General features: G+C 41.9%; 25 protein-coding genes and 1 pseudogene. 11 read left to right on the forward strand and 15 right to left on the reverse strand.

The annotated features are described in order from the left end of the window. Positions 1-448 precede the first annotated feature (448 nt). The gene (gene crtO / locus N0824_RS14060; RefSeq protein ID WP_108937203.1) at positions 449-2,095 is read right to left on the reverse strand and encodes a beta-carotene ketolase CrtO; all 1,647 of its coding nucleotides are present in this window, start codon (positions 2,093-2,095) and stop codon (positions 449-451) included. A 144-nt stretch (positions 2,096-2,239) separates the two neighbouring features. Here crtO and N0824_RS14065 point away from each other — a divergent pair, with 144 nt between their 5' ends. Next, the gene (locus tag N0824_RS14065) at positions 2,240-2,566 is read left to right on the forward strand and encodes an STAS domain-containing protein (RefSeq protein WP_108937204.1); all 327 of its coding nucleotides are present in this window, start codon (positions 2,240-2,242) and stop codon (positions 2,564-2,566) included. On the opposite strand, the gene N0824_RS14070 is transcribed toward N0824_RS14065, so the two are convergent. After that, positions 2,563-3,699 carry a SpoIIE family protein phosphatase gene (locus N0824_RS14070; RefSeq protein ID WP_108937205.1) on the reverse strand — a complete coding sequence of 379 codons (1,137 nt, stop codon included), beginning with the start codon at positions 3,697-3,699 and terminating at the stop codon, positions 2,563-2,565. The genes N0824_RS14065 and N0824_RS14070 overlap by 4 nt on opposite strands. A 170-nt stretch (positions 3,700-3,869) precedes the next feature. Here N0824_RS14070 and N0824_RS14075 point away from each other — a divergent pair, with 170 nt between their 5' ends. The 3 genes from N0824_RS14075 (at position 3,870) to N0824_RS14085 (ending at position 6,066) form a co-directional block, all read left to right on the forward strand. After that, positions 3,870-4,313 (forward strand): ATP-binding protein, encoded by a 444-nt coding sequence (locus N0824_RS14075; RefSeq protein ID WP_108937206.1) that lies wholly within the window; start codon positions 3,870-3,872, stop codon positions 4,311-4,313. Next, positions 4,282-5,106, forward strand: a complete 825-nt coding sequence (locus N0824_RS14080; protein WP_108937207.1) for a sulfurtransferase — start codon at positions 4,282-4,284, stop codon at positions 5,104-5,106. Before N0824_RS14075 ends, N0824_RS14080 begins: the two co-directional genes overlap by 32 nt. A gap of 408 nt (positions 5,107-5,514) precedes the next feature. Beyond that, the gene (locus N0824_RS14085) at positions 5,515-6,066 is read left to right on the forward strand and encodes an NYN domain-containing protein (RefSeq protein WP_002802138.1); all 552 of its coding nucleotides are present in this window, start codon (positions 5,515-5,517) and stop codon (positions 6,064-6,066) included. 111 nt (positions 6,067-6,177) lie between these two features. On the opposite strand, the gene N0824_RS14090 is transcribed toward N0824_RS14085, so the two are convergent. Continuing rightward, a complete protein-coding gene (locus N0824_RS14090) occupies positions 6,178-7,353 on the reverse strand; it encodes an esterase-like activity of phytase family protein (RefSeq protein WP_108937208.1) in 1,176 nt (391 codons plus the stop codon). A 37-nt stretch (positions 7,354-7,390) separates the two neighbouring features. Between N0824_RS14090 and N0824_RS14095 the strand changes: the two genes are divergently transcribed. Further along, entirely contained in the window at positions 7,391-8,578 is a 1,188-nt protein-coding gene (locus N0824_RS14095; RefSeq protein ID WP_108937209.1) for a lipopolysaccharide assembly protein LapB, read from the forward strand. 438 nt (positions 8,579-9,016) lie between these two features. On the opposite strand, the gene N0824_RS14100 is transcribed toward N0824_RS14095, so the two are convergent. Next, positions 9,017-9,406, reverse strand: a complete 390-nt coding sequence (locus tag N0824_RS14100; protein WP_108937210.1) for a hypothetical protein — start codon at positions 9,404-9,406, stop codon at positions 9,017-9,019. Between the two features lie 160 nt (positions 9,407-9,566). Between N0824_RS14100 and queA the strand changes: the two genes are divergently transcribed. Together queA and N0824_RS14110 are read left to right on the forward strand one after the other, a co-directional pair. Continuing rightward, positions 9,567-10,664 (forward strand): tRNA preQ1(34) S-adenosylmethionine ribosyltransferase-isomerase QueA, encoded by a 1,098-nt coding sequence (gene queA, locus N0824_RS14105; protein ID WP_108937211.1) that lies wholly within the window; start codon positions 9,567-9,569, stop codon positions 10,662-10,664. Between the two features lie 131 nt (positions 10,665-10,795). Next, complete coding sequence (locus N0824_RS14110; RefSeq protein WP_108937212.1) at positions 10,796-12,484, forward strand: serine protease; 1,689 nt, start codon at positions 10,796-10,798, stop codon at positions 12,482-12,484. A gap of 138 nt (positions 12,485-12,622) precedes the next feature. On the opposite strand, the gene N0824_RS20750 is transcribed toward N0824_RS14110, so the two are convergent. Beyond that, positions 12,623-12,781 carry a hypothetical protein gene (locus N0824_RS20750; RefSeq protein WP_158269556.1) on the reverse strand — a complete coding sequence of 53 codons (159 nt, stop codon included), beginning with the start codon at positions 12,779-12,781 and terminating at the stop codon, positions 12,623-12,625. A gap of 136 nt (positions 12,782-12,917) precedes the next feature. Beyond that, positions 12,918-13,295, reverse strand: a complete 378-nt coding sequence (locus tag N0824_RS20565) for a hypothetical protein (RefSeq protein ID WP_146184290.1) — start codon at positions 13,293-13,295, stop codon at positions 12,918-12,920. 353 nt (positions 13,296-13,648) lie between these two features. On the opposite strand from N0824_RS20565, the gene gcvT reads away from it, so the two are divergent. The 3 genes from gcvT (at position 13,649) to N0824_RS14130 (ending at position 19,103) form a co-directional block, all read left to right on the forward strand. Then, positions 13,649-14,755 carry a glycine cleavage system aminomethyltransferase GcvT gene (gene gcvT, locus N0824_RS14120; RefSeq protein ID WP_108937213.1) on the forward strand — a complete coding sequence of 369 codons (1,107 nt, stop codon included), beginning with the start codon at positions 13,649-13,651 and terminating at the stop codon, positions 14,753-14,755. 82 nt (positions 14,756-14,837) lie between these two features. Beyond that, complete coding sequence (locus N0824_RS14125) at positions 14,838-16,568, forward strand: NFACT family protein (RefSeq protein WP_108937214.1); 1,731 nt, start codon at positions 14,838-14,840, stop codon at positions 16,566-16,568. 723 nt (positions 16,569-17,291) lie between these two features. Continuing rightward, positions 17,292-19,103, forward strand: a complete 1,812-nt coding sequence (locus N0824_RS14130) for a proline--tRNA ligase (protein ID WP_108937215.1) — start codon at positions 17,292-17,294, stop codon at positions 19,101-19,103. A gap of 415 nt (positions 19,104-19,518) precedes the next feature. On the opposite strand, the pseudogene N0824_RS21750 reads toward N0824_RS14130, so the two are convergent. The 8 genes and pseudogenes from N0824_RS21750 to N0824_RS14175 form a co-directional block, all read right to left on the reverse strand. Continuing rightward, a pseudogene (locus N0824_RS21750) lies at positions 19,519-19,614 on the reverse strand (DUF3782 domain-containing protein); the annotation flags it as partial. A gap of 111 nt (positions 19,615-19,725) precedes the next feature. After that, positions 19,726-20,376, reverse strand: coding sequence for a DUF3782 domain-containing protein (locus tag N0824_RS14145; RefSeq protein ID WP_108937216.1), 651 nt, complete (start codon positions 20,374-20,376; stop codon positions 19,726-19,728). A gap of 310 nt (positions 20,377-20,686) precedes the next feature. Beyond that, positions 20,687-21,016, reverse strand: a complete 330-nt coding sequence (locus N0824_RS14150; RefSeq protein WP_306438774.1) for a type II toxin-antitoxin system VapC family toxin — start codon at positions 21,014-21,016, stop codon at positions 20,687-20,689. 50 nt (positions 21,017-21,066) lie between these two features. Further along, entirely contained in the window at positions 21,067-21,288 is a 222-nt protein-coding gene (locus N0824_RS14155) for a hypothetical protein (RefSeq protein ID WP_108937217.1), read from the reverse strand. A 27-nt stretch (positions 21,289-21,315) separates the two neighbouring features. Beyond that, positions 21,316-21,810, reverse strand: a complete 495-nt coding sequence (locus N0824_RS14160) for a DUF3368 domain-containing protein (RefSeq protein ID WP_108937218.1) — start codon at positions 21,808-21,810, stop codon at positions 21,316-21,318. Continuing rightward, complete coding sequence (locus N0824_RS14165; RefSeq protein WP_002802052.1) at positions 21,794-22,084, reverse strand: UPF0175 family protein; 291 nt, start codon at positions 22,082-22,084, stop codon at positions 21,794-21,796. The genes N0824_RS14160 and N0824_RS14165 overlap by 17 nt, the downstream gene beginning before the upstream one ends. A gap of 82 nt (positions 22,085-22,166) precedes the next feature. Further along, positions 22,167-22,436 (reverse strand): type II toxin-antitoxin system RelE/ParE family toxin, encoded by a 270-nt coding sequence (locus N0824_RS14170; RefSeq protein ID WP_002739840.1) that lies wholly within the window; start codon positions 22,434-22,436, stop codon positions 22,167-22,169. Beyond that, positions 22,429-22,677, reverse strand: coding sequence for a type II toxin-antitoxin system Phd/YefM family antitoxin (locus N0824_RS14175; protein WP_002739617.1), 249 nt, complete (start codon positions 22,675-22,677; stop codon positions 22,429-22,431). The genes N0824_RS14170 and N0824_RS14175 overlap by 8 nt, the downstream gene beginning before the upstream one ends. A 718-nt stretch (positions 22,678-23,395) precedes the next feature. On the opposite strand from N0824_RS14175, the gene N0824_RS14180 reads away from it, so the two are divergent. Next, positions 23,396-24,124, forward strand: a complete 729-nt coding sequence (locus N0824_RS14180) for an SIMPL domain-containing protein (RefSeq protein ID WP_108937219.1) — start codon at positions 23,396-23,398, stop codon at positions 24,122-24,124. Positions 24,125-24,133: 9 nt separating this feature from the next. On the opposite strand, the gene N0824_RS14185 is transcribed toward N0824_RS14180, so the two are convergent. Beyond that, on the reverse strand, positions 24,134-25,012 hold the full coding sequence (locus N0824_RS14185) for a PEP-CTERM sorting domain-containing protein (RefSeq protein ID WP_158269558.1): 879 nt from the start codon (positions 25,010-25,012) through the stop codon (positions 24,134-24,136). Positions 25,013-25,139 lie beyond the last annotated feature (127 nt).

The raw sequence follows: 25,139 nt of genomic DNA on the forward strand, positions 1-25,139 counted from the left end.
TCCTTCAAAAATCTTGCCATATATTCATAGTACATGAAAAGGTGAATAATAATCTTCATCAGAAAAATAATTAACATGATCTTTTGTCAAAAGCCACCAGTATAGAAACAATTCCAGTTAAAAATTTGTGCGAGTTAAGCTGCTGACGTATCTAAATTACCTGTTACGTCCAGAAACCTATTTAGAAATCTTTGTCAAGTACAATTTATATTAAATTGGGTGAGCTTACCCTGCATACCAAATAGGTTTTTAATAGTATGATTAACCCCCGAGTTATGGATTATTTCTCCCCGCTCTCCTATACCTTTCAAATAGGATTTAGTATCACTCCTCCTCATTTCCTCAAAATCTTTTCCCATTTGGGGCATTTAATCCCTCCTTTTCAAGGATAATTGGCTAGTGGCAATAAATATTAGGATGAGGATCGGGATTTTGGGGAGGAGGGGATTTAGTTAAATAATCTTTGCAGAAAAGTGCTTTGATCCCGCAGAAAAACCTGAGCGCAATTACGCCCCGGCATCCCCGAAATTGAGCCGCCGGGGTGAGTTCCTGCCCCAGTTAAATAAAGGTTTTTAATGGGGGTTTTGTAGTTAGCTATTTCTGGCAAAGGACGCAGGAAAATCATCTGATCTAAGGTCATATCAAGATGATAGTAATTACCTTTATAGGAACCCAAACGATTAGCTAATTCCGCCGGACTTTCCACCCGACGAGCAATAATGGCGGATTTGAGATTGGGGGCATAATTGGCCAGTTTATCAAGAACTCGATCGGCCACGCGATTTTTTAATTCTTCCGTCCATCCCGTGCCGTTTAATCCCGTTCCCTCAGCCCCGGCAATCTGATAGGGGGCAAAAAATTCGATCCAGAGGGTATGCTTGCCCTGGGGAGCCATAGAGGGATCGAGAATAGTGGGTACATCTAGGTACATCGAGGGATTTTCGTCGGGAATCTGCCCCAAAATCGTTAAAGCGTGGGCTTGTTCAACGTGACGCACGGAATCGGCGATAAGAATCGTTCCCTGTAAATACTCCTCTTTGTGATCGTAAGCCTCGAACCTTGGTGCTTCCGCGAGGGCGCAATCAATTTTAAGAATTGTTTCATTGTTATTGACAATTCGCCGTTCTACCCTTTCTCGCAATTCCGGATCGGCGGCATCCACATCGGCGGGGGCGACTAACTGTAAAAAGACTCGTCTAGCGTCAATATTAGAGATAACCCCCGCTTTTGCCAGATATTCCTGCCCAGAGTCCACCCTAACCCCGATCGCTTGTCCTTCCTCGATTAGAATCTGTTTAACTTTCTGCTCGGTTAAAATCACCCCACCGAGACTGACAACACATTTCACCAGAGCCTCCGTTAGTGCGCCCGTACCACCACGAGGGCGAGCTACCCCGGGGGAGTGACGCATCGCCATCATCATCATCCCAGAGGTAATGCCTTTTTGGGAGGGAGGAGCGCCAATTTCCGCCGCTAGACGAGCCAGGGGTGCTTTGACAAATTCGCTTTCGAACCACTCATTAAGGACATCTTCGGGGGAAGTAATCATCGTGCGGATGAAGTCGAGCAGTTTCTTTTTCGAGCCGATCGCTTTCCAGACACTAGCTAAGGCACTAGAGTTATAATTGCGGGCGATTCTGAGCAAATCTTGAGGCGGAGCGTTAAACCAAGGCCCGATCGCATTCATCAACTGCGCCCAATAGTCGATAAACTGAAGGTAGCGATCGGCATCTCGCGGACAAAACTGGGCAATTGCGGCGTGAGTTTTTTCCAGAGAGCGATAGGAAAGAAAATATTGGCCAGAAGGATGGGGACAGAAAACGGTAGGATCGAAGAATAAATACTCTAATCCGTGGCGTTTTAGCTCTAATTCCTCAATTACCGGCCCCAAAAAAATAAATTCGTGATCGATCGCACAGAGATTAAACTTAAAATCGGGGGCCAGATCCGGGATAACCGCTTCTGTGGTAGCTGCTCCTCCCGGTACGCTACGCTGTTCCAGAAGGAGGACGCGATAACCGGCTTTGAGGAGATAGGCGGCACAAACTAAACCATTATGCCCCGCACCGATGAGGATGACATCGTAACTTTCCATGCAGTTTCAAAAATTCCTATTTTTAATTTTGCGCTTTTCTTGACCCTAATATGTTAAAAATAGTTAAAGATTGGCTGCTGTCAGCAGATTTCAGCGAGCAGTTATCAGTGAGCAGGTAGAAAACCTTTAATTTTTCCTTTTTTTATGAGTTCTTCCATCAAAGTTATTCAACCATCGGGTATTTTAGATGGCAACCAAGCTGGCCAATTTCGCCAAGAAATTGCCGAAGCCGTGCGGGGAGGTTCCGAGGTTATTATCGTTGATTTCAAGGATGTCACCTTTATGGATAGTTCTGGTTTAGGGGCGCTAGTTTTATCCTTAAAAACCGTGCGTTCTGCGGGGGGTAAACTATTGATCTGCTCGATTAATGATCAGATAAAAATGTTATTTGAATTGACCGATATGGATCGAGTTTTTGAAATTTTTAATAACCGAGAAGAATTAGAACAAATAATCTCGGAAATTAATTAATAAAAATCCACCTGCATGATCGAAAGATCATCCTTAAAATTACCATCGAATTGTAAAGCTTGAATTTTTTCAATAAAATAATCGAGATTTTTGGCGTAATTACAATGATAATTTCGTAAAGATTGAATAAAGTTCTCTAGTCCCCACATCCTGCCATCAGCACAATCGATCTCGTAAATTCCATCGCTAAAAAGATAAAGCCTACTGGGTAAATTCAGGCATTTAACCTGATTAATATATTCCGCTTCTGGAAACATCCCGATGGGAAAACCGGGGGCTTTCAGTCTGGTTTCAATCATCTGGCCAAAAGGTTTTTGCGTCAGGAGAACTGCCGGGGGATGACCGGCGCTGGCATAGGTTAACTGTTGTTGTTTCCGATCATAAATTCCGTACCAAATAGTAAAATATTTATCATTCTTAGGGCTGATTTGATACACTTGATTTAACCCCTGTAAAACCTGATTAGGTTGATAGTAATTCACCTGAGTTAAACCACGAGAACGGAGTAAATTAATCACCGAAAGGGAAGGTAAAGCCGCTCGCAACCCATGGCCCGCCACATCTAAAAGATATAACACCAAATGGTCATTATCTAACCAATAATAATCAAATCCATCCCCCCCCAATCGACGAGAAGGAAGGAAGCGAAAATCGATAGCAAGTTTTGGAGAAATAAAAGGTTCTGGTAACAGCGATCGCACATAGTCCGCCGCCTCCGCTAACTCCATTTCTAGTAATTGTTTTTGCGCTTGCAGATCATGACTTAATTGATGCAAACGAATTCCCGCTCGCACACGCGCTCTTAACTCATTAATCTCGATCGGTTTACATAAAAAATCATCGGCCCCCGCATCCAATCCCTTCACCCGATCCTCCACCGATCCCAAAGAAGTTAAAAGGATAAAAAAAGTCGTTGACAGTTGGGGATTGAGCTTAATGTGCCGGCAAACTTCCAACCCATCGATCCCCGGCATCATCCAATCACAAATAATCATCGCCGGTTTTATTTGCCCCGCTTGCTTTAATCCTTCTTCCCCATCACTGGCAACAAAAACCTCGTATTCCTTCTCCAAAGCTCGTCTCAGAAACGTTTGAATTACTCCATCATCATCAATTACTAAAATTCGTACCATCTTTTTTGTGACTCGACTATCTCAATCTTACTGCTTACACTAGAGGGGAGTGGACGACTTTGCTTGTACCTCAAGACAGGATTAAATCCAGAATCGAGCTAATACATCAGTCATAGTTTGGGAAAAATGGTATAACTTCTAGCGTAAGGCATTGCAGAGGTAAACCGGGGGTGAAGATTTCTTTTCAGGTAGATAGCGATCTCAGGTCCTTAGATACCGTTTTAAAGTATTTTGAGCAACTCGAACCGGCGGGCATTCCCCAAAAAGACTGGCTCCAGTGTCAGCTTGCTCTTGCCGAAGGTTTTACCAATGCTGTCCGTCACGCTCACCGACACCTCCCCCCCGAAATCCCGATCGAGATCGAAATCGAGATTAGCCGATCCCGGATGGAAATTCGCATCTGGGATCGGGGTTCCGTCTTCGATTTAGATGGCTTTATCGAGAAAAACGCCCATCTTCGCCATAGTTTCTCCGGTCATGGGCAAGGACTGCCGATCCTCCAAAAAATCGCCGATCAACTCAGTTATACTCGCAGCGAAGATCAGCGCAACTGTCTGTTAATTATTAAACAATTTTCCCGCCATGAATCCGATCGCGCCCCTCGTTTCTCCTAGTTGGTTAGTGACTAATCTCGATCGCCCCGATCTGATGGTCATTGACTGTCGTTTTCAATTAAACGATCCCGATCTCGGTTATCAACAGTATTTAGCCAATCATATTGAAAATGCCTTCTATTTACACCTCGATCGCGATTTATCGGCTCCCATTGCCCGTCATGGCGGCCGTCATCCTTTACCGAATCCCCAGACGATAGCCGCTAAATTAAGCTCTCTAGGGGTGATTTCTGGTCAAACCCATGTCATCGCCTACGATGCCTCCCGTTTTGCCTTTGCCAGTCGTCTCTGGTGGTTATTACGTTATCTGGGCCATGAACAAGTCAGCATTCTCGATGGTGGTTGGCAAAATTGGTTAAATGCCGGTTATCCCGTCTCTAATCAGATACCTGTGCCGAAAACCGGCGCTTTTCTCCCCCAAGTTCGAGAGGATTGGGTAGTCACAATTGAGCAGGTAAAAAGGCAAAAAGAGCAAGGGGGAGTGGTGTTAATTGATGCCAGGGAAAGCGATCGCTATCGGGGTGAAAGGGAACCGATCGATCCGATCGCCGGTCACATCGAGGGGGCGCTGAATTATCCCTGGTTGGAAGTCACCGATAGTCAGGGTTTTTCTCAACCCCTGGCCCAGCAAACACAACGTTGGCAAGAGCGGCAAGGCGATCGAGAAATTATCCTCTACTGTGGTTCAGGAGTGACAGCCTGTGTTAATATCTTTTCCCTTACCCTAGTCGGATACGAGAATGTTAAGCTATATTCTGGAGGTTGGAGTGATTGGTGTTCCTACCTGATCTAACCGGCCCTATTGATACCCATCTATCGAGAAAGATTATCAAAATGACCTAATTACTGTACAATCCCTCTATTATCACTTTTAATTATTCCGAAACTATTATCTAATTTGTCTCCTAAGTGGGTGGGTGGAATTAAATATAAGATGAACGTAGGTTGGTCTTCGGCCGTGAGCTTTTGCCGAACGGTTGAAGCATGAAACCCAACGCCAGATTATGTTACGCTACCGCTAACCCATCCTACAAATAATTGTGCCGCCCTACTTAGACAAAAAAGCTAATTTTTATTTTAGTTGCTATCTTTTTGCTCTCAAATCACCGCTATTCCTCAAAGAATAGTCATTTTCCCCCGTAAAATTACTAAAAAGTAATTTTATAGTTAAACTCTATAAAAAATTAGGTATGTATTTTGTATGACAGAAGCCGGTCTTTGTCATTGTAATGGTGGCACCCGTCCGAAAGATCGCCTTTCGATTTTTGTGGATGGCAATAATATGTTTTATGCTCAACAAAAAAATGGTTGGTTTTTTGACCCGCGCAAGGTGTTAAATTACTTCACTAATGACCCGAATATTATGTTAATTAATGCCTTTTGGTACACGGGTTTAAAAGATTCCCAAGATCAAAGAGGTTTTCGCGATGCTTTAATTAGTTTGGGTTATACGGTGAGAACAAAAATTTTGAAAGAATATTATGATGATAGTTCCGGTCGTTTTTCTCAGAAAGCTAATTTAGATATCGAAATTGTCGTCGATATGTTTAATACCGTCGATCAATACGATCGAGTGATTTTATTTAGTGGTGATGGCGATTTTGAACGAGCGATCGAACTATTGCGCTCTAAAAATACTCATATTACCGTAGTTTCTACGGAAGGGATGATCGCTAGGGAATTGCGAAATGCCACCGATCGCTATATTGACCTGAATGATCTTCGCAAAGATATCGAAAAAAGTGATTATTAATCGGCCGTTTTGTCTTTAAACCGGCTATTTATCCCATTTTTCTTTATTGGTATTCCTCACCCCAATCCCTCTCCCAGAAGGGGATAGGTGAGGCAATTAACCATCTCTTGTTTATTTTTCCTTGAGTCGAAAGAGTAAAAACTGATTGACCTGATTCGGATTAAAATTATCATCACTGACTAAAATCAAAGAGCGACTACCATCAGCTAATCTTGGACCGAGGGTCATTCCTTCTAAATTATCTAAATCAATCCCCAAAGTCCCTAAATCTAGTAATAATTTTTTCCGCAAGGGTTGCACCTGTAAAGCTTCTAATTCTCCCGGTATCCGAGCAATTTTCGACGTATCAGTGGCACTCCCATTAACTACCTGAAATAGTTTCGCTCCAAAACCTTCTAAACCAAAAGTTCGCTCTAAACTGAGAAAATAACCCTCTTTTTCTAAAGCTAATAATTCCGTTAAACCGTAGTATCTCGCACCACTGGCCGGCTCATCTAACACATACAATTGTTCTGATACTAACACCGGCGCACCAATCGGATCAATAACATAATGAAGAAGTCGCACTCTGAGATTTTCTGCTCTTTTTCCCGTGGGACTATCTTGAATTAAAGCGTTTTCTGTGGCAGTAAACAAACGAAAAGGATCGTCTTTGAGAGTGCTGGTAATCCCTAAAGTTAAGGATTCAAACCCTAAATTATCCTCTATTCCTTTTTGATTGCTATCATCCGGTAAAAAGCGATTAGGAATTAACAAAGACTCCTTTAATTGTCCCTGCAAATCAAATTCAGCAATAAAAGGAGCAATTCCCTGTTTAACCGCACCTTCACTGGAAATAAACAAAGTTTGTCGGGGCGAAAAAGCGATACCTTCTGGGTCGATCGATCCCTTTTTAAAAGTTTCTCCCTTGCCATCTTTTAGGAACGTGACCGCCTCTAAATTCACTTTTTTGATTTTTTCATCATTTATCTGCAAACTAGCCCGATAAAAGCGGGCTGGAGCTTTCTGAGAACGATCATCACTGAGGAGATAAAAGCGGTTATTGGCGCGATCATAGGTAATTGCCGATAATCCCCCCACCCTTGTGTCTTGATAATCCGCTTCTGGTAATTGATATTCTCCCAAAAACTCGATCGAGAGGGGTAGAAACATTCGTTGTTCTGCCAAAACTTGCGGGGAGACACCACAGGCAGCCAGACTAAAGGTTACAATTAAACTAGCAATTAAACCCAAAATTGGGAAACGGAAATTTTCGGCAGTCAGTCTCTTATAGAATTGATCGATCACAAAATATCATCCTCTACTACGCTCCTATCAATCTATTATGCTACGTTTTTCTCTCAGTTTATGGCTCTGTTTGATCGGTACTTCCCTTCCTCTCCTAGCACAAACAGAAACCCCTACACCCAATCCCCTCGAAACTCCCCTAAAAAGTCCTTTATTACCCGCAATCGATCGCCCTTTAACTCCCTTAGAGCGTCGTCAACTGTTATTATACATCGATCAACGCGATGCTGAAGCTCAAGCTAAATACGATGCGGGATTAAATGAGGAAGCTTTTCCTATCTGGTATGAAGTGATTAAATTAAATCGTTATTTAGGAGCCAAAGAAGAAGTAAAATCTTTGGGAAAAGTGGGGTTAGCCGTTTGGAATCGAGATCGAACTGAGGATGTTAAATTAATTACTGCTCGTTTAAAATCTCTGCAACAAACCGCAGAAAATAACCGGACAATGGACGAGGAATTATTAGCATTACTAGGTACATCCTATCAACAGGTACGAGCTTTTAATGAGGCGATAATCATCTATGATCAAATCCTAGCTAATGCCAGAAAATCTGGGGATAATGTGGCAGTAGAAGCAACTTTAAATCAACTTGGTCAAATTCATTTATCCCGTTTTGATTATCAAAAAGCCGCCCCAGTCTATGAGGAATTATTAACTATTTCTAAGGCACAGAATAATTCTTTAACTCAAGGTATTTATCTGCAAAGATTAGCAGAAATTTATCGAGAATCTCTGCAGCCAGCTAACGCAGTAAAAATTAAAGAAGAAATAGCTGAAACCGAGATCAGAAATCAGCAAATACAGTTAATCCCCGCTCTAAAAATTCAAATTGGTTTAGATTATCAAGCTTTAAAAGACGCAAATAAAGCCAGCCAAAACTTTCAAGAAGCCTATTCTCTCGCTTTTGCTTTACAACAGTACGGCACCGCAGGAGAAGCTTTAAGTAAGTTAGCCGAACTTTATAAAAGTTATCAACAGGTAGATTATGCTTTACAAATCTATCAAGAATTAATTAAAGTCCATGAATTGGGTTATAATTACTACGGTTTAATGAACACCTACGATCAAATCGGTCAAATTTATCTAGAGAGAAAAAATTATCCCCAAGCTTTACTAGCTTTCCAAAAAGGTGGGGAATTAGCCCAAGCTATCCGTTATCGTGAACAATATTTTCAAACCCAAATCACCCAAATTAATCAAGCAATAAATAATCCTGAACAGTGATCTTTAAGTAGGTAGTCGTTAAAAATTATCAGATCCCCCCGCCTATCGGCACCCCCCTTATCAAGCTATCCCTTATAGGGATCTTTCTTAACAATTTTTGCAGTAAGCACTCCAACCCTTATCCTGACTTGATTTCAGTTTTTTCCTTGTCAGTAAGGGTGTCAACAAGGAATATTACAGATTGTTAACCGAGTCTTGAAAGCCTTGTGCTACAAAGGTTTGAAATGTTAAGAAAGATGTGACTAAAGAACAGCTTATCAAGGGGGGCAGGGGGGATCGAACATAAAATCCATTTTTAATTTAATTATAACCAGCTACTTAAGTCTTTGAATAGTTAACTGTAGTCATTTCGATTAAGATTGAGAATATCAAGGCCAGAGTTCCTAAGGGTTTAACTGGTCTAGAATGTATCAGACTTATCTGAAATGACTATAAACCCTAGGCTAGAGTTTCTGGACAGTATCCTAAACCCTTAGTAAATTGTTGGCGAAAAGCCTCTATATCTTGCTGATCTGGGGTACCATGGGACACAATCGCCACTTGGTAACGACGCATAACATCAATGGGAGATTGTCCCGTTTCCAAACTCCAAAAAACCATCTGGAGACGCATTTCCGGTTGATGGGGAATCCCTAACTCATTCATGTAGGCGCGAAAATCACCGTGTTGGCAAGGAGTGAGCATTTGATTAAACTTGACCTTGACTACCCAACCGTTGATCTGATGGATAACCGTCATCACGGAGGAGGGCAGATGAGTCATCGATCGCAGGTATTCGGTGACTCGTAGCGTTAAACTAGCATTAGCAAGAAAATAGAGATAGTCCATAGTGGCCGCTGGGCTGTTGGCTAATAGTCACAATTAGTGTTATATCTCTAGTCTGACGATAAACCGTCCTATACACCAAGGGGAGAAATCCCCGATTTAGTGAAGTTCGCCTGGGTAGGATTACCCAACTTTTGCGAAGATCTTTATTATGATAATGATGATGATCCCTGACCAATTACTCTCCAGCTACGATTATCACCTTCCTCCGGAGTTAATTGCCCAAAATCCCGCAGAACCCCGAGACAGTTCCCGTCTTTTGGTGGTAGATTCTCCCAATAGTCATAATTTGGCTATTTTTCGGGATTTACCCACCTGGTTAGAGTCGGGGGATTTGCTGGTTTTCAACGATACTCGCGTGATTCCAGCCCGTTTATTTGGACGTAAAACCACGGGCGCCCCCGTAGAAATATTACTACTAGAAGAACAGGATGACCATCGTTGGTTATCCCTAGTCAAACCGGGAAAACGCTTTAAAGTCGGTTCAGAAGTCCTTTTTTATCCGAAAACAGGGCGAACGGAAGACGAAGCAAAATTATGGTTAGCGAAAATAATCGACCGAGATATGAATACCGGTGGTCGTCTGCTGGAATTTCAACGTCATCCCGGACGCAGTTTTTGGGATATGTTGGAGGAGTACGGTCATATTCCTTTCCCCCCCTACGTCACCGAATCAGAGGCGGAAGAAGACCGTTATCAAACAGTTTACGCTGATAAACAGGGTTCTGTGGCCGCTCCCACGGCTGGACTACATTTTACTCCCGAATTGTTCCATAAGCTCGCCCAGAAGGGTATAGATACCGCCTATATCACCCTTCATGTGGGAGTGGGAACCTTTCGTCCCGTGGAAGTGGAAAATATTGCAGAACACATAATGCACCAAGAATTTTTAGAGATTTCCGCCGAAACTGCCGAAAAAATCGCCCAAACAAAGGCCAGAGGTGGCCGGGTTATTGCCGTGGGAACCACGGTAGCCCGGGCCCTGGAAGGGGCAATTAAAGAAAGTAAGAGCGAGAAATTAACCGCTTTTCAGGGAAAAACGAATTTATTTGTCTATCCAGGTTATCAATGGCGGGTTATCGACGGCATGATCACTAATTTTCACCTACCCAAGTCCAGTTTGATGATGTTAGTTAGTGCCTTAATCGGACGGGAAAGACTACTGGCATTGTATCAAGCAGCTATCCAAGAGCGTTTCCGTTTCTATTCCTTCGGTGACGCTATGTTAATCCTACCCAGCGCTCGCAGCAGTAATCGGTAAGTAGAAGGAGGGCTAGAACTGCGGAAAGGACAACAGGGAAGGGAAAAATATGTGTAAGCGGCCCTCGCATCTAAATTGGTCTAGGTCAATTATCCAACCACCTCTAACCTGTTGTCTATCCTAACCAAGAAATGAAAAGAAAAGACATTAAAATCGGTCGCCGCTATTCTAGCAAACCCCTGCAAATATTTTTAATTATTGCCTTCATCGTCGCCGCTCCCTTTGCTATTTTTTATCTTATTGCCTTGGCTTATCTTTGGCAAGGCGATCGACTTTTGGCCGCGGGGGAGAAGGAATCGGCTCTGTCTGCTTACCGAACAGTTTTATCTTTTCACGAAAATTCAGTCCAAGCCCATATAAAAATCGCTCAGGTCTTACAAAGTCAAAAACGCTATTCTGAAGCCTTACAAGCCTATGATCGTGGCTTTATCATTAATGATAAACCACCGATGGAACCCTCCCTAAGTAATCATTTAGTCGCTTTGGGAGATATTTTCGCCCAAGAGGAAAAATGGTCAGAGGCGATCGATGCTTACCAAAAAGCAATGATCATTAAACCAACTTTTAAAGGGCAATTTCAGCTAGGAAAAGCCCTTTATAGTTTACAACGTTGGGATGAGGCGGCGAAAGCTCTGCAAGCAGCGGTTTTTCTCGATCCTCGTCAGGGAAAAGCCTATTTTTATCTGGGAAAGGCCTACAGTGAACAGCAACTCTGGCAAGAGGCCAGTTATGCCTATCAGCAAGCTCTAGAATTGATACCTAGTCAGGGTGAAATCTACAAAAAATTAGGAGAAACCCTAGCAAAACAGGGAAAATGGGAGCAAGCAGAGCAAATATATCGACAGGCTCTAATTTACTCCCCTAAAGATGGGGATATTTATAATTATTTAGGGAAAGCTTTAGCGGAACAGGGAAAACTAGGGGAAGCCATGGCAGTTTTTCAACAGGCACGCCAAATTAGCCCCAAAAATGCCGAGATTTACGAAAATCTCTGTTATACCTATATCAATAGCGGTCAGATCGATGAGGGTCTAAATTGGTGTCGGCAGGCCGTAGAAATTGATCCCAATTTATCAGAAGTTAGATTTATTTTACAGGAAATCCAACGGGGGCGATTAATTCACGACAATCCCGAATTATTAAAAATGCCAGAGATAATTCCCAGTGTTAACAGTGATCCTCTGGTGAATTTAAAACGCTCAATTGTTAAAATTATCGTGCGCGGCAAAAATAACAATGGTATCGGCACGGGTTGGTTATTAAAACGAGATCAAGATAGAGCTTGGATCGTGACTAATCGCCATGTGGTCACGAATTCTCGTCAAGAAATCGATGCAGGGTCCCGCATTTTTGTGGAGTATTATAGCCAACCACCCCAGGGAAAAATTCGCAAGCGTTCAAAAGCTAAAATTCTCCACACTACCCCCCCTAACGATTGGCTAGATTTAGCAGTATTAGAGGTAAAAAATCCCCCCCCAGATTTAAAACCTTTAGCTTTAGCACCCCTACCAATTGCCGCTAATCAACCAGTAATCTCGATCGGTAATCCTTTTAATCAAAAAGATTGGACTGTCAGCAAAGGCACGGTTAATGATAATAACGAAAAATCCTTAAGTTTATCCATGTTTGTCGTTTCTGGACAGTCGGGAAGTCCAGTTTTAAACGATAAAAATCAAGTGGTGGGAGTGATTTCCCAAGCGAGTTTATTTTGTGCCAATCCCTCTACTCCTAAACCCCTAGAAAATGCCGTTAAATTGGGCTGCGGTTTAGCGATTCCCATTGACAGAGTGCGAGAAAGGTTAAGGGAGTGGCAATTATAAATTATGAATTATAAATTATGAAGTGGGGATCATCTTATATTTAATTCCACCTCGCTTGCCCTGAACTAACTACATCCTTGCCAACTTGTTCGGCTAAAACTTCCCCAGTAAACTCGGCAATGGCAGCATCATAGTTTTTCACTTGATCGCACCATTGGAATTGAGAAGATAACTCATATAGCTTTTTTTCAGATCCTCCGGCTTTTCCCACTGATTTCTTGGCAAGCTTGCTGATTTAGCGATCGCCACCCAAAAGGCAATAACTAAGAAAAATTTGATAATCTTTTTCTGATTCATTAGACAGCTTTGGGGGTAGATTTATGGCTGTCATTGGGGAAAATAGATTTTATTTCAATTAAATAATAGCCTAAAATACAGGTAGCGACCACATTTTTTCTAACCGTTATCAGTCTGATATTTAGAGTGATATAAGCTATCGGTTCCGATCTATACAATCTGTCAGTATTTGCATTTCGTAGGGAGTGATTGCGTGTTTTGGATCATTTTCTGGAATACCCGCCTCAGATGCACAATTTTTTACAAGCTTTGTCGCTGGATCATCCGCTTGTTGATATTCATCCCATTCTGAAGATGAGGGGGAATATGTTTCCTTTTGAGTTTCTGAAGATGAGGGGGAATATGTTTCCTTTTGAGTTTCTGAAGATGAGGGGGAATATGTTTCCTTTTGAGTTTCTGAAGATGAGGGGGAATATGTTTCCTTTTGAGTCGGAAAATAACTATGGTTTATCCAAGCTAATGCGAACCCACCCAAAATAGTAAAAAAAATTATCCTCTTTATTGTTAGCGACATAACTCTATCCTGTTTTTTACAATAGCGTTACTATCCTACTTTAGTCAAGATAAGGGTTTAAAGGTATAGTGGTTAAATAAGAAAATAACCAATCTCCCCATTTTTCCCTCTCTCCAAGAAAAATTAATAAGAGTTAGACATAAGCGGGAATAGAATACATCCAATCTTATCATTATTTTTGACAAGAAAAACATAAAGAGTAACGAAGATCCTTATTAACCGCGAAAACGAGAGATGGTTTTCACCTGTCCTGGTGTTGCCTGATAACTGATAACTGATAACTGATAACTGGTCACTGATAACTGATAACTGCTATGCTACTCTAGGCAGAAAACCATTCGATCGAGATCACCGTGGCTAACCAAGAAGCAACTTCCCCCGCTATTCGTACCCCTTTATACGAGCTAATTGCCCAACAAACCAGCAAATTTACCCCTTTTGCGGGTTGGGAGATGCCGATACAGTTTAGCGGCCTAAAAATCGAACATAATGCTGTCCGCAATGGTGTGGGGATGTTTGACATTTCCCACATGGGCAAATTTATCTTAACTGGCGATAATCTGGTTCAATCTCTCCAAACCCTAGTTCCCTCTAATTTAGCCCGTTTAAGGGCAGGAAAGGCACAATATAGCGTTTTACTTAACCCGGACGGTGGCATAATCGATGATATTATCTTTTACTACCAAAGCGAAAACCAAGGCGTATTAATTGTTAATGCCTCAACCACCGATAAAGATCGAGAATGGATTTTAGGCAATTTAGAGGGATCGGGGGTCAAATTAAAGGATTTATCCCGAGAAAGGGTCTTAATCGCCCTGCAAGGACCCAAGGCGGCGACAATTTTACAGCCCTTGATCGGGGAAAAATTAAGCGATTTTGGCCTATTTAATCACTGGGAAAGCCAGCTTTTCGGGGAAAAAGTTTTTATCGCCCGGACCGGTTACACGGGAGAAGATGGTTTTGAAATTATGGCCCCCCCTGAAATCGGACAGCAACTTTGGACGGAATTTTTAAATTTAGGGGTGACTCCCTGCGGTTTGGGGGCGCGGGATACCCTGCGTTTAGAGGCAGCTTTAGCCCTTTATGGACAGGATATCGACGATAGCACGAGTCCCCTAGAGGCTGGCTTAAATTGGTTGGTTCATCTGCCAGAAAAAGGCGATTTTATCGGTCGCAATGTCCTTGAAGACCAAAAACTTAATGGTGTCAATCGCCTCTTGGTGGGATTGCAGATGTCCGGCAAACATATCGCCCGTCACGATTATCCGGTAGTATTCGCCGGGGAAGCGGTGGGTAAAGTCACCAGTGGCACTTTATCACCAACTTTAAACACAGCGATCGCTTTAGCCTATCTTCCCACACCTTTCGCCTCGATCGGACAGGCGATCGAAGTGGAAATCCGCGGCACCACCTACCCCGCTACCGTCGTTAAAAAACCCTTTTATAAAAGTAAAAAGTAAAAAAGGGGATTTGGAGTCAGGGAGTCAGCTATCAGTTACTCCTGTCTCCTGTCTCCTGTCTCCTGTCTCCTGAATCCTGAAAATGCAATCCGTAGACTTTACCACCCTCAGCGCCACTTGTGCCGAAATTGCCGCCACTTGGCTACCGGCGAGACTAGAACAAGTGTATCAAATTGATCGCCAAACGATCGCCCTCTATTTACGAACCTTCGATCGCAAGGGATGGTTAATTATTTCTTGGCATCCCCAAGGGGCGCGGCTGCATATTGGTGATCCACCGCCAAAAGTCCCCGATACCTTCACTTTTAGCGATCAATTGCGTCATCAACTCAATGGTTTTGCGCTGACAAAATTAGCATTTGTTGCCCCGTGGGAAAGAGTCATCGATCTACAATTTGCCCAACGTCCCGATGATCCGGCGCTGTGGCATTTGTATATAGAAATTATGGGCAAATATAGCAATGTCATTTTAACTGCGGCTGACAATCAAATTGTCACCGTTGCCCATCAAGTCAATGCCACCCAGTCTAGTGTTCGCACCGTACAAACGGGACAAATCTATCAACTACCCCCCGTTTTATTGGCCACAGATCCCAGTTTAGAAGAATCCTTGAGCAGTTGGCAAGCAAGAGTTAGTTTAATCCCTAAAACTATCGAAAAACAGTTAGTTAGTACCTATCGTGGAGTTAGTCCAGTTATCGCTCGATCGCTGTTGCAAAAAGCCAAGATTAACCCGAAATTAAACACGGATCAGTTAGATAATAACGATTGGGAAAAGCTCTTTTCAGTTTGGCAAGAATGGTTAACAATGCTCGAAAATAAAACCTTTCAACCCGGATGGACAAGAGAAGGTTATACAGTGATCGGTGGGGAGATACTGGCAGCGGCTAAAAATGTTCAAGAATTATTAAACCGTTATTATAGCGACCAAATTAATCAAGAAAGCTTTCGACAACTACAGCAAAAGTTAAATCAAAAAATCACATCTTTACTGACTAAACTGCAAACTAAAGCCGCAGGATTTCAAACAAGACTAGCAGAATCTGCTGATGCTGATCGCTATAAAGAGCAAGGGGATTTATTAATGGCCAATCTGCAACAAATACAGCAGGGAATGACTAGCATTACTTTGGCGGATTTCCAGACAGGAAAACCTGTCATTATTCCTCTCGATCCCGAAAGAAATCCCGTACAGAATGCCCAATATTTTTATAAACAACATCAGAAATTAAAAAGGGCCCGGTTAGCGGTGGAACCTTTATTAGAGGAAGTGGTCAGTGAAATTAATTATCTCGAACAAGTGCGATCGAGTTTAAGTCAACTAGAGAATTATAGCAGCGGCGAAGATTTACAGGCTCTAGACGAGATACAAGAAGAATTAATCCAACAAAAGTATCTAGAAAGCAATTACCAGCGTAATCGGACGAATAATAAAGAATCGGAACCTATGCGCTTTACTACTCCCTCTGGAATAGAATTATGGATCGGCAGAAATAACCGTCAAAATGATCGGCTAACTTTTCGTAGCGCCGGCGATTACGATATCTGGTTTCATAGTCAAGAAATCGCTGGTAGTCACGTTTTACTCCGTTTAACCCCCGGTACAGTTCCAGAAGCCGCCGATCTGCAATTTGCCGCCGATTACGCCGCTTATTATAGCCGCGCTCGCCATAGTGAACAGGTTCCCGTCGTCTATACCCGCCCCAAATACGTCTATAAGCCCAAGGGCGCCAAGCCAGGTATGGTGGTTTACAAACAGGAAACGGTAATCTGGGGCTGTCCTCAGAGGGTTGAGGATTACCGCAAAAAATAATTTTTTACCAAATTGTTTACTTTTTTTTACACAAAATGGGTATTGTCTGTTACAATTGTTACTAGAGAGACAAATGCAGTTCAGGCGCTTGGGAACGCAAGAACTATATTTCCTCGGATTACAACAACAAACAACAGCAAACCAGTGGTAGCAGCCGATAGTCTCGGGAAAGACACAAAAAACCGACTATTTAGGTGGTATTAAAGCGACCACTGGTATTTTATCTTCACCTAACTGGTTCTGTCACATTTTGTAGTCGTGCAAAATTAATTTCCCTGCAGCCAGAAGGCTTTAAAACATCTAGCCTTTTCCTTGATCCCAGCCATGTAAACTTTGATTAAGAGAAAGATTTCTAGCCCCGATCCGATGTTATATTAATAATTGAAGCTAAAGAAAAAAGCTTCCCTGACAGATCAACTGGCAAGGTTATAAGGTCAAGTTCACAAAGGAGTAAACCCTGTTAAAGTTACATTCTGTCTCGATGACGACGATAACAGCGATCGACCTGAACGCTCATATTTCCTAGAGTAGAGAACAAGGGAGTTAGGCAATTGGAACTAAGGTTCAATGCTTCTCCAACCAGTCTCAAGTTGTGAGGGGAAATACCTGAGAATCGGTAAACTGATCGCTGTTATTGTTTGTCAACACAAGTAATTGATAATTGCAGTCGTTCTCCTTTGGTGAGATAATAGAAAGTCTTCTGTTCAAAAGGATATCGATAGGATGCGACTCTCTCAACAGCTTTTTGTCACTCTCCGGGAAGACCCGGCCGAGGCGGAAATCCCTAGTCATAAATGCTTAGTCCGTGCCGGTTACATTCGTCGCATTGGCAGCGGCATTTACGCCTATTTACCCCTGATGTGGCGGGTTTTACAGAAAGTCTCCCAGATAGTCCGGGAAGAAATGAATAAAGCCGGCGCCCAAGAATGTTTGCTTCCCCAACTGCAACCGGCGGAACTCTGGCAAGAATCAGGCCGTTGGGACACCTACACAAAAGCAGAAGGGATTATGTTTGCCCTGACGGACCGGCAAAACCGGGAGTTAGGATTAGGACCGACTCACGAAGAAGTAATTACTGCCGTCGCTCGTGATTTAATTCGTTCCTATCGACAATTACCAGTTAATTTATATCAGATTCAAACTAAATTTCGCGATGAAATTCGCCCTCGTTTTGGTTTAATGCGAGGACGGGAATTTATTATGAAAGATGCCTATTCTTTCAATCTCGACGAGGAATGTTTAAAGAAAACCTATCGAGCGATGGATATAGCTTACCGCAATATTTTCCGCCGTTGTGGGTTAGCTTTTCGGGCAGTAGAAGCCGATTCTGGAGCGATTGGTGGTTCCGCATCCCAAGAATTTATGGTCTTAGCTGATGCCGGAGAAGATGAGGTTTTATTTACTGCCGATGAAAAGTATGCGGCTAATGTGGAAAAAGCCGTTTCTTTGCCAGCAGACAAAGTGGCTTCTCCCTTTAAAAAGTTTACTAAAAAAGAGACTCCTAACACCAACACGATCGAAAGTTTAGCTAAATTTCTCGATTGTTCCGCCACTGCTATCGTCAAAAATGTTCTCTACGAAGTGGTGTATGATAGCGGCATAACTGTTTTAGTTTTGGTGAGCATTCGCGGCGATCAAGAGGTTAACGAAGTTAAACTACAAAATGAATTAGTTAGACAGGCGAGCCGTTACAATGCTAAAACAATTTTGGCTTTAAAAATACCCGATGCTGCCGCTCAACAGAAATGGGCAACTAAACCTTTACCTTTAGGTTATATTGCTCCCGACTTAGAAGATAATTTGCTCAAAAAAGCCAGCGATATAGCTCCTCAGTTTTTACGCATAGCAGACAACACGGTGACAGACTTAGAAAACTTTATCACTGGTGCTAATGAAACCGGGTTTCATGTAGTGGGAGCCAATTGGGGTAAGGATTTTATCTTACCGGAATTAATCGTCGATCTACGCAAGGCCCGGGTAGGCGATCGAGCTATTCATGATCCTAATCAAACCTTGCAAAGTGCCAGAGGAATTGAAGTCGGTCATATCTTCCAATTAGGCTATAAATATTCTCAAGCCATGAATGCTTTTTATACTAATGAAGCGGGAGAATCTACCCCCATTTGTATGGGTTGTTATGGCATAGGAGTATCGCGTTTAGCCCAGGCAGCCGTAGAACAATCCTACGATAAAGATGGCATTATTTGGCCCGTAGCTATTGCCCCCTATCAAGCGATTGTGGTTATTCCTAATTTAGCCGATGCCGAGCAGGTAAAAACCGCCGAAAGTTTATACAATGAGTTAAATCAAGCGGGCATTGAAACCCTTTTAGATGACCGGGATGAACGTGCAGGAGTTAAGTTCAAAGATGCGGATTTAATTGGGATTCCCTATCGCATTGTCACGGGTAAATCTCTCAAATCGGGTAAGGTGGAATTAGTCGAAAGAGCCAGTAAAAAAGCGTCAGAAGTAGCAATTAATGAGGTGGTTTCCTATTTAAAAACTGCTATTTCAAAGGTAAATGCTTCTGATTAAGTGATTAAATATACAGATAATTTTGCCTGTTTATGGTTATGATGATCGAATATGAGTCGGGAAACCTCCTGTTATAAAGGGCATCTCAAAAGCTATTGACAATTGGCCAATTTTGTGATCCGCGTGGGCATTTTAAGTGATACCAGTCAATCAGAATAGTTACGAACTCGACCTATTTGGTCGATTGTTGCTTAACAATTGAGATGGCAAATTCTACTCAAATATGCCTGAATTGCCCTCTGGGTAGGCAACCCACATAAAGTTCATTTTGTCAAGGATTGTTAGGATGCGCTTACCCTGGGATGCTAATATGCCATAGAGTTTTTTATCTTTGTGTTCGAGGCAAAAGGTGCGAAAACGTTGCAAAACACTTTTTATACTAAATCTGGTTATTAAAAACTGATTATTTATTCCCTTGTTGACTAATTTCCTTCAGTTGTTTGTCAGTTTCTTTTTGGGCAGCAGTTAATTCGGCTAAGATTCGCCATACGTCTTCTGATGTAGTTGCCATAGATGATTTTTTTACTCTGATTTGTTCTATTACTATTTTACTAAATTCTTCCTATTCATGAAGAAAAAAGTGTTTTTTCCTGTGGGGAAGAGAGCAATCACATCTAAATTTTTAATAGATTTGAGGTTGAAAATTATCGGGAATATCGAGTTCAAACACTTGGTCATGAATCCGAGCCACATAAAACCCTTCTTGCAGAATTTTTTCGCGTAATCCTGGGGATACATGAACCGCCGCTAATATGCCATAGAGTTTTTTATCTTTGTGTTCAGGGAAAAAGCTGCGAAACCGTTGCAAAATACTTTTTAATTGTGTAATAGATTCCTCTCTAGCATGACTTTTAACCTCGACGATATAGGCAGTATTTAACTCACCATTAGTATAGGCAAGGACATCAATTTCTAGGTGTTGTCCATCTTCGCTGGCTCGCACACTGGGACTAACAACTTTCATGCCGAACCGTTGTCTGAGAATCGTTTCCATTGAAGGGAGAGCAAGTCCTTCGGTAAAGCTGCCGAATTTTGCCCCGAGTCCCCCAATTTGCTGACCTAATTCTTTGAGTTGTTTGTCAGTTTTCTGCTGTTGTCGGTCAGTTTCCTTGATTTGTTGGGCGTTTTCCTTCTGTTGTTGACTAACTTCCTTCAATAGTAGGTCAGTCTCCTTCAGTTGTTTGTCAGTTTCTTTTTGAGCAGCAGTTAATTCAGCTTGAGCAGTCGCTAATTCGGCTAAGATTCGCCATACGTCTTCGGATGTAGTTGCCATAGATGATTTTTTCCCGATGTCACCTATTAACTATGTTATCGGATTTCTGTGCTTGTCGAAGACACTGGGGAGCAGACTGCTGATTCAATTGGATAAGGCGGAGGCTAATTCATAGAACAAGAATCACCGCCACCAGCGACTAACATCCCTAATACTTTAATACACTTCTCTTAAAGCGACCAGTCCCCCAAAATGAAGGATTAAAGGGACTAAGTTGGGAATAGAATTAACAATTATCTTCATTCTCTTTGATTTTTTGACTAATTCATGACTGGTTCGCTGAACGCTGGAAAATGCTAACGTTGATGGGTTATTCATTTGACAGATCATAGAGTTCTAAGCCTTGAATAAAACAAAAATCTCTCAAATTCAATGTATATAGCTTAATATTCTGCACTAATGCTGTTGAGGCAATGATAGCGTCAGGGATGTTGAGTTTGTGACTGAGGGAGTAGGTTTCCATTAAGTTAATAAATTGATTGGATATTGCGACATCTACAGGAAAGGTATGTAGCAATCCGAGATGTCTTTTGATTTTGTTTAGTTCATTTTTATTGATTGCTCCATAATATAATTCGGCTTGAGTAATGGAACTAATGGCTAGTTGATTTAGTCCAATATGGCGAAGCTCTTCGATAATTCTATGGTTGTTTTTATAGAATTAAATGAGGATATTGGTGTCACATAAAATCATCGTTTTTCTTCTCGCCATGCTGCTTCACGGATAGATTTAGGGGTAATATCCCTGTCTTCCCACAATCCTGCTAGGGCAAAGAAGTCTTGCTCGTGATCAGATAATGTTGTTTGATCTTCGATGATTTCTACGGAGTCAACAAAATCTAAAGCAGTTAAAATTTTAGAGAGTGTTTCTGCTTTTTCTTGGTCACGAATGTGTACGATTAGTTGTTTCATGGTAGTTTATTTTGTATTGATTTGGTATTAATGATCATTGTCTAATTCTGTTTTTAGCCAATTAAGAATCGGAGAACTAATACGAATTCCATAATCAACTAACTGTTGTGATAAATCTAAAATTTTTTGTTTAGATAGATAACCTGCATAAAAACCAACCAAGAGAATTCCTAATGTTCCTTTGACGGGTAATTCCATAGCTTTGGCAACTCTTCTTGCTAATTTCTCATCTATAATTACCCAGTCTGGTTTGATTGAAATTGCCAAGAGAATAACTTCTAATTCTCCTCGATCTAATCCTAGTAATAGCGGTTCAAGAGGAGATGATGATGCAACTTCTTGAACTTGAATCCAATTGGCATTTTTGAGTTCTTTTGCCCCCGGTTTATTATCTCCAGCGATGACAATTTCTTGATAAACTGCCCAAGGAATAATCACTTCATTAAATAGCTGATTAAGAAGATCTAATTGATTAATCAAAGATAAGGCGATGATCGGTGTAGAATTAACAATTATCTTCATTCTCTTGGATTTTTTTGGCTAATTTACGGCTGGTTTGTATTTCTGATTCCCATTCTTCTGCTGTGTAATCAATAATGGAAAAACCATACTCAGAGAGAAGTGTATAAAATGTATATTTATCGCATCCTAATACTTGTGCGCCGATTCCTGCTGAAATTTTTCCTTCTTGATAAAGATGCCCTAATGTATAAATTATGACTTTACGAGAGAATGCTTCTTTTTCTTCTCTGGCAGCAATGAGGAGTTCTTCGGGAAATGTTACATTAATGCTCATGAGTGTTTAAAAATAATTTGTTTTTCTTGATTTTAGCAGGAATAATATCGCTAATTAATTGATGGTTGATAATTAAGATTCTCTATATTGTTCTCTTTAGTTGTTTATAAATTTCATCATCGTTTCGTTTGTCAATCAGCAAGATTTCTAGTGTTTGCTCCTCAACACGATAAACGATTCGATATTCACCAATATCGGCTCTATGATAAGAGTATCCTTTTAACTTTAGAGAATCTTGGGGATAGGGATTTGTTCTCAGTTCGGTTATTTTTGTGGCTACTTGTTTGGCGTGTTTATCTGGCAGTTTTTTTAAGCGTTTAGTTGCCTGTCGAGATAGGTTAATCTTAAGCATTTAAAATTTCTGACAGTAAAGCCTCACTTTCTGTTGTTCCGATAAAACCTTCTTGATGAGCTTTTTCTGCCTGTAAAGCCAAAAGTTGATTTTCTAACTCGGAAAATCTCTCAAATTCCTCGATTGACAGCACGACTGCAACATTACGTCCCTTTTTTGCTATCTTTACTGGTTCTCTTCGAGCCAAGTCTAACAGTTCGCCAAAGCGATTTTTTGCTTCTGAGGCTCCTAATGTTTTCATAACTAACCTTTATAGAAACTAGCCATTATGACCATTTTAGCTATTATAGCAATTATTGACAGGAGAATCACCGCCACCAGCGACTAAGATCCCTAATCCCTTGAAACACCTCTCTTAAGGCGACCTCTCCCCCAAAATGAAGGATTAAAGGGACTAAGTTGGGAATGGTTTCGAGGAAATTAGGACGAGTGAGAGTACCCAAAGCATGAAGGATATCTTGCCAGAAAGATAAGTCAACATTAGCAGGGGTTAAGGTGGCGGTTAATGCTTTTAATGCCTCTGCACGCGGGTATTCAGACCCAATCGTTCTGGCAATTTCTAAGGGTTTCGGGTAACACTTCAGTTGACATACTCCGCGCCGTGAACGGACGTGGATTCTTCTATCATCACTGATTGGAATTTCTGGCTCAACGAGTTCGCTTAAATCAGACCCCTTGCGGTATCTAACCCAGAGGCAAGTCTCTCCTCAGACTTTCGCGACCTTACAGAAGCCTGTTCTCGTATGCCCTACGATACAGTTCAAAACCTCTAAAATAATTGGTTTCTCTGGTACTTGATGCTTAGAGCTTTTACCCATAAAAGCAATCCTTTATGGAACCCTATAACTCTAGTTTTCAAGGTGCGCCTATCGATTAGATAGCTAGGTTTTTAGAGCGGTTGAATACCTTATCCGCTATGGTCTAGAATTATACATCAGAAGCTCCTCAAGGGTGATGATATGAAGATAGGTCAATTTACTTTATCCTGCCAGCGTTTTTTGATGGCGTTGGCGGTCGCCTGTTTTCTCACTTTAGTTTGGATGAATCCGGCAATGGCACAAGAACAAGTATTACGAACGCTGACAGTTACCGGACAGGGTTTAGAAAGGATTCCCACCACCCTGACACAAGTGCAGCTTGGGGTAGAAATTCAGGATAAGACAGCAGCAGAGGTACAGCAGGAGGTCGCCAAGCGCACCTCAGCTGTCGTCGATTTCCTGCGCTCTCGCAAGGTGGAACGGTTACAGACTTCGGGCATTAGCCTACAACCGAACTATCAATACAACAATAATGAAAGGCGCTTGCTGGGTTACATTGGCACGAATACGGTTAATTTTCGCCTCCAGACGGAGCAAGTGGGGGCGCTGTTAGATGAGGCGGTGAAAGCGGGAGCTACCCGCATTGATGGCGTGAGTTTTACCGCTACTGAAGAGGCGATTTCTGCCGCCCAAAAAGAAGCCCTCCGCCAAGCGACTACAGACGCGCAGCAACAGGCGGAGGCGGTTTTGGGGGCTTTAAATTTTACGGCTAAGGAGGTTGTCAGTATTCAAATTGGGGGAGCTAGTCTCCCAAACCCCAGGAGGGCTAATAATGAGCAATTTGCAGGTGGAGGGGCTAATTTCAGTACACCCGTTATTGGTGGTGAACAGTTAGTGCAAGCTTCGGTCACTCTACAAATTAGCTACTAATATCGCTTTCTAATTCTTTTTACCTTTGAGTCCTGAACCTAAGCCTAAACCACCGATTACTAATAACCCTAGTATGGTAGATGGCTCAGGAATTGGACTTTCCGCAACTGCCATATTTATCCAACCACTAACGTTGCCTGCCCCTATTTGATTATAAGTAAAGCGAAGGCGATTATCGATAGGATCATTAAAAATCTGTCCAAAAGTTCGTTGTGCCGGACCAGTTCCTGGATCTAGAGGATCAATGAAATCAATAGTGGCATTTTCACCTTGTTGAATAACTCCATCCATATTGGCATCAATCCAATTAAAACTCGAGAGGGTTAAGGCATGACCACTACCACTATCATACTGAAAACCAATTTCAATATCTTGACCACGAGAAAGTTCATTAAATAAAAAGTTCCATGTTGGAAAAACAGATTCTATAAAACTAGGTTGTGGTCTTTCTGCGGTCCAAGAACCATCTTTCACTTGCCCATGAATAGAAGTTGTTCCAGGAGCTTTGTCATTAAAATAATTGATCTTACCCCATACAAAATCGTGTGCGGAAGTACCACCATTAGCTAGATTGGTTCGCATATAGTTATATCCTGCTAAATCGAGAGCGGTTTGCTTCCAGCTTTCGTATGTGTTTCCTGTCAACTTATTACCGTAAATACCTGGGTACATATTTTGGAGAAAAATGAAGGAATTGACCGTAGCAACGGGGACACAAGCAACGGTACCAATTCCGGGAACATGATTTTGATTCAAGTAACCATACTTATTGATGTCCAGGGAAACATTATACGTTGTAGAAGCAAGAACCTTAGATCCTAATCCATTTGCAGAGAAGATACTAACTACAGAAGCTAAGAATGTATAACCTATCGCTTTAAGTTTCATGGTGTACATATTCCCTCGTTCAAATTAATAGTAGTGCAATCGCCTCCTCGTCGATACGTCAAGCAGCAGCCCAACTCAACTCCAATGGCGACTTAAAACAAATATGCACCTCCCCCCCCCCCCCCAC

This window comes from Microcystis sp. 0824, from assembly GCF_003112475.1.
GTDB classification, from domain to species: domain Bacteria; phylum Cyanobacteriota; class Cyanobacteriia; order Cyanobacteriales; family Microcystaceae; genus Microcystis; species Microcystis aeruginosa_C.

Coding starts and splice junctions, on each gene's coding strand:
- crtO (WP_108937203.1), bottom strand. CDS start 2,095: ATGGAAAGTTACGATGTCATCCTCATCGGTGCGGGGCATAATGGTTTA.
- N0824_RS14065 (WP_108937204.1), top strand. CDS start 2,240: ATGAGTTCTTCCATCAAAGTTATTCAACCATCGGGTATTTTAGATGGC.
- N0824_RS14070 (WP_108937205.1), bottom strand. CDS start 3,699: ATGGTACGAATTTTAGTAATTGATGATGATGGAGTAATTCAAACGTTT.
- N0824_RS14080 (WP_108937207.1), top strand. CDS start 4,282: ATGAATCCGATCGCGCCCCTCGTTTCTCCTAGTTGGTTAGTGACTAAT.
- N0824_RS14085 (WP_002802138.1), top strand. CDS start 5,515: ATGACAGAAGCCGGTCTTTGTCATTGTAATGGTGGCACCCGTCCGAAA.
- N0824_RS14095 (WP_108937209.1), top strand. CDS start 7,391: ATGCTACGTTTTTCTCTCAGTTTATGGCTCTGTTTGATCGGTACTTCC.
- N0824_RS14100 (WP_108937210.1), bottom strand. CDS start 9,406: ATGGACTATCTCTATTTTCTTGCTAATGCTAGTTTAACGCTACGAGTC.
- queA (WP_108937211.1), top strand. CDS start 9,567: ATGATCCCTGACCAATTACTCTCCAGCTACGATTATCACCTTCCTCCG.
- N0824_RS14110 (WP_108937212.1), top strand. CDS start 10,796: ATGAAAAGAAAAGACATTAAAATCGGTCGCCGCTATTCTAGCAAACCC.
- N0824_RS20750 (WP_158269556.1), bottom strand. CDS start 12,781: ATGAATCAGAAAAAGATTATCAAATTTTTCTTAGTTATTGCCTTTTGG.
- N0824_RS20565 (WP_146184290.1), bottom strand. CDS start 13,295: ATGTCGCTAACAATAAAGAGGATAATTTTTTTTACTATTTTGGGTGGG.
- N0824_RS14125 (WP_108937214.1), top strand. CDS start 14,838: ATGCAATCCGTAGACTTTACCACCCTCAGCGCCACTTGTGCCGAAATT.
- N0824_RS14130 (WP_108937215.1), top strand. CDS start 17,292: ATGCGACTCTCTCAACAGCTTTTTGTCACTCTCCGGGAAGACCCGGCC.
- N0824_RS14145 (WP_108937216.1), bottom strand. CDS start 20,376: ATGGCAACTACATCCGAAGACGTATGGCGAATCTTAGCCGAATTAGCG.
- N0824_RS14155 (WP_108937217.1), bottom strand. CDS start 21,288: ATGAAACAACTAATCGTACACATTCGTGACCAAGAAAAAGCAGAAACA.
- N0824_RS14160 (WP_108937218.1), bottom strand. CDS start 21,810: ATGAAGATAATTGTTAATTCTACACCGATCATCGCCTTATCTTTGATT.
- N0824_RS14165 (WP_002802052.1), bottom strand. CDS start 22,084: ATGAGCATTAATGTAACATTTCCCGAAGAACTCCTCATTGCTGCCAGA.
- N0824_RS14170 (WP_002739840.1), bottom strand. CDS start 22,436: ATGCTTAAGATTAACCTATCTCGACAGGCAACTAAACGCTTAAAAAAA.
- N0824_RS14175 (WP_002739617.1), bottom strand. CDS start 22,677: ATGAAAACATTAGGAGCCTCAGAAGCAAAAAATCGCTTTGGCGAACTG.
- N0824_RS14180 (WP_108937219.1), top strand. CDS start 23,396: ATGAAGATAGGTCAATTTACTTTATCCTGCCAGCGTTTTTTGATGGCG.
- N0824_RS14185 (WP_158269558.1), bottom strand. CDS start 25,012: ATGAAACTTAAAGCGATAGGTTATACATTCTTAGCTTCTGTAGTTAGT.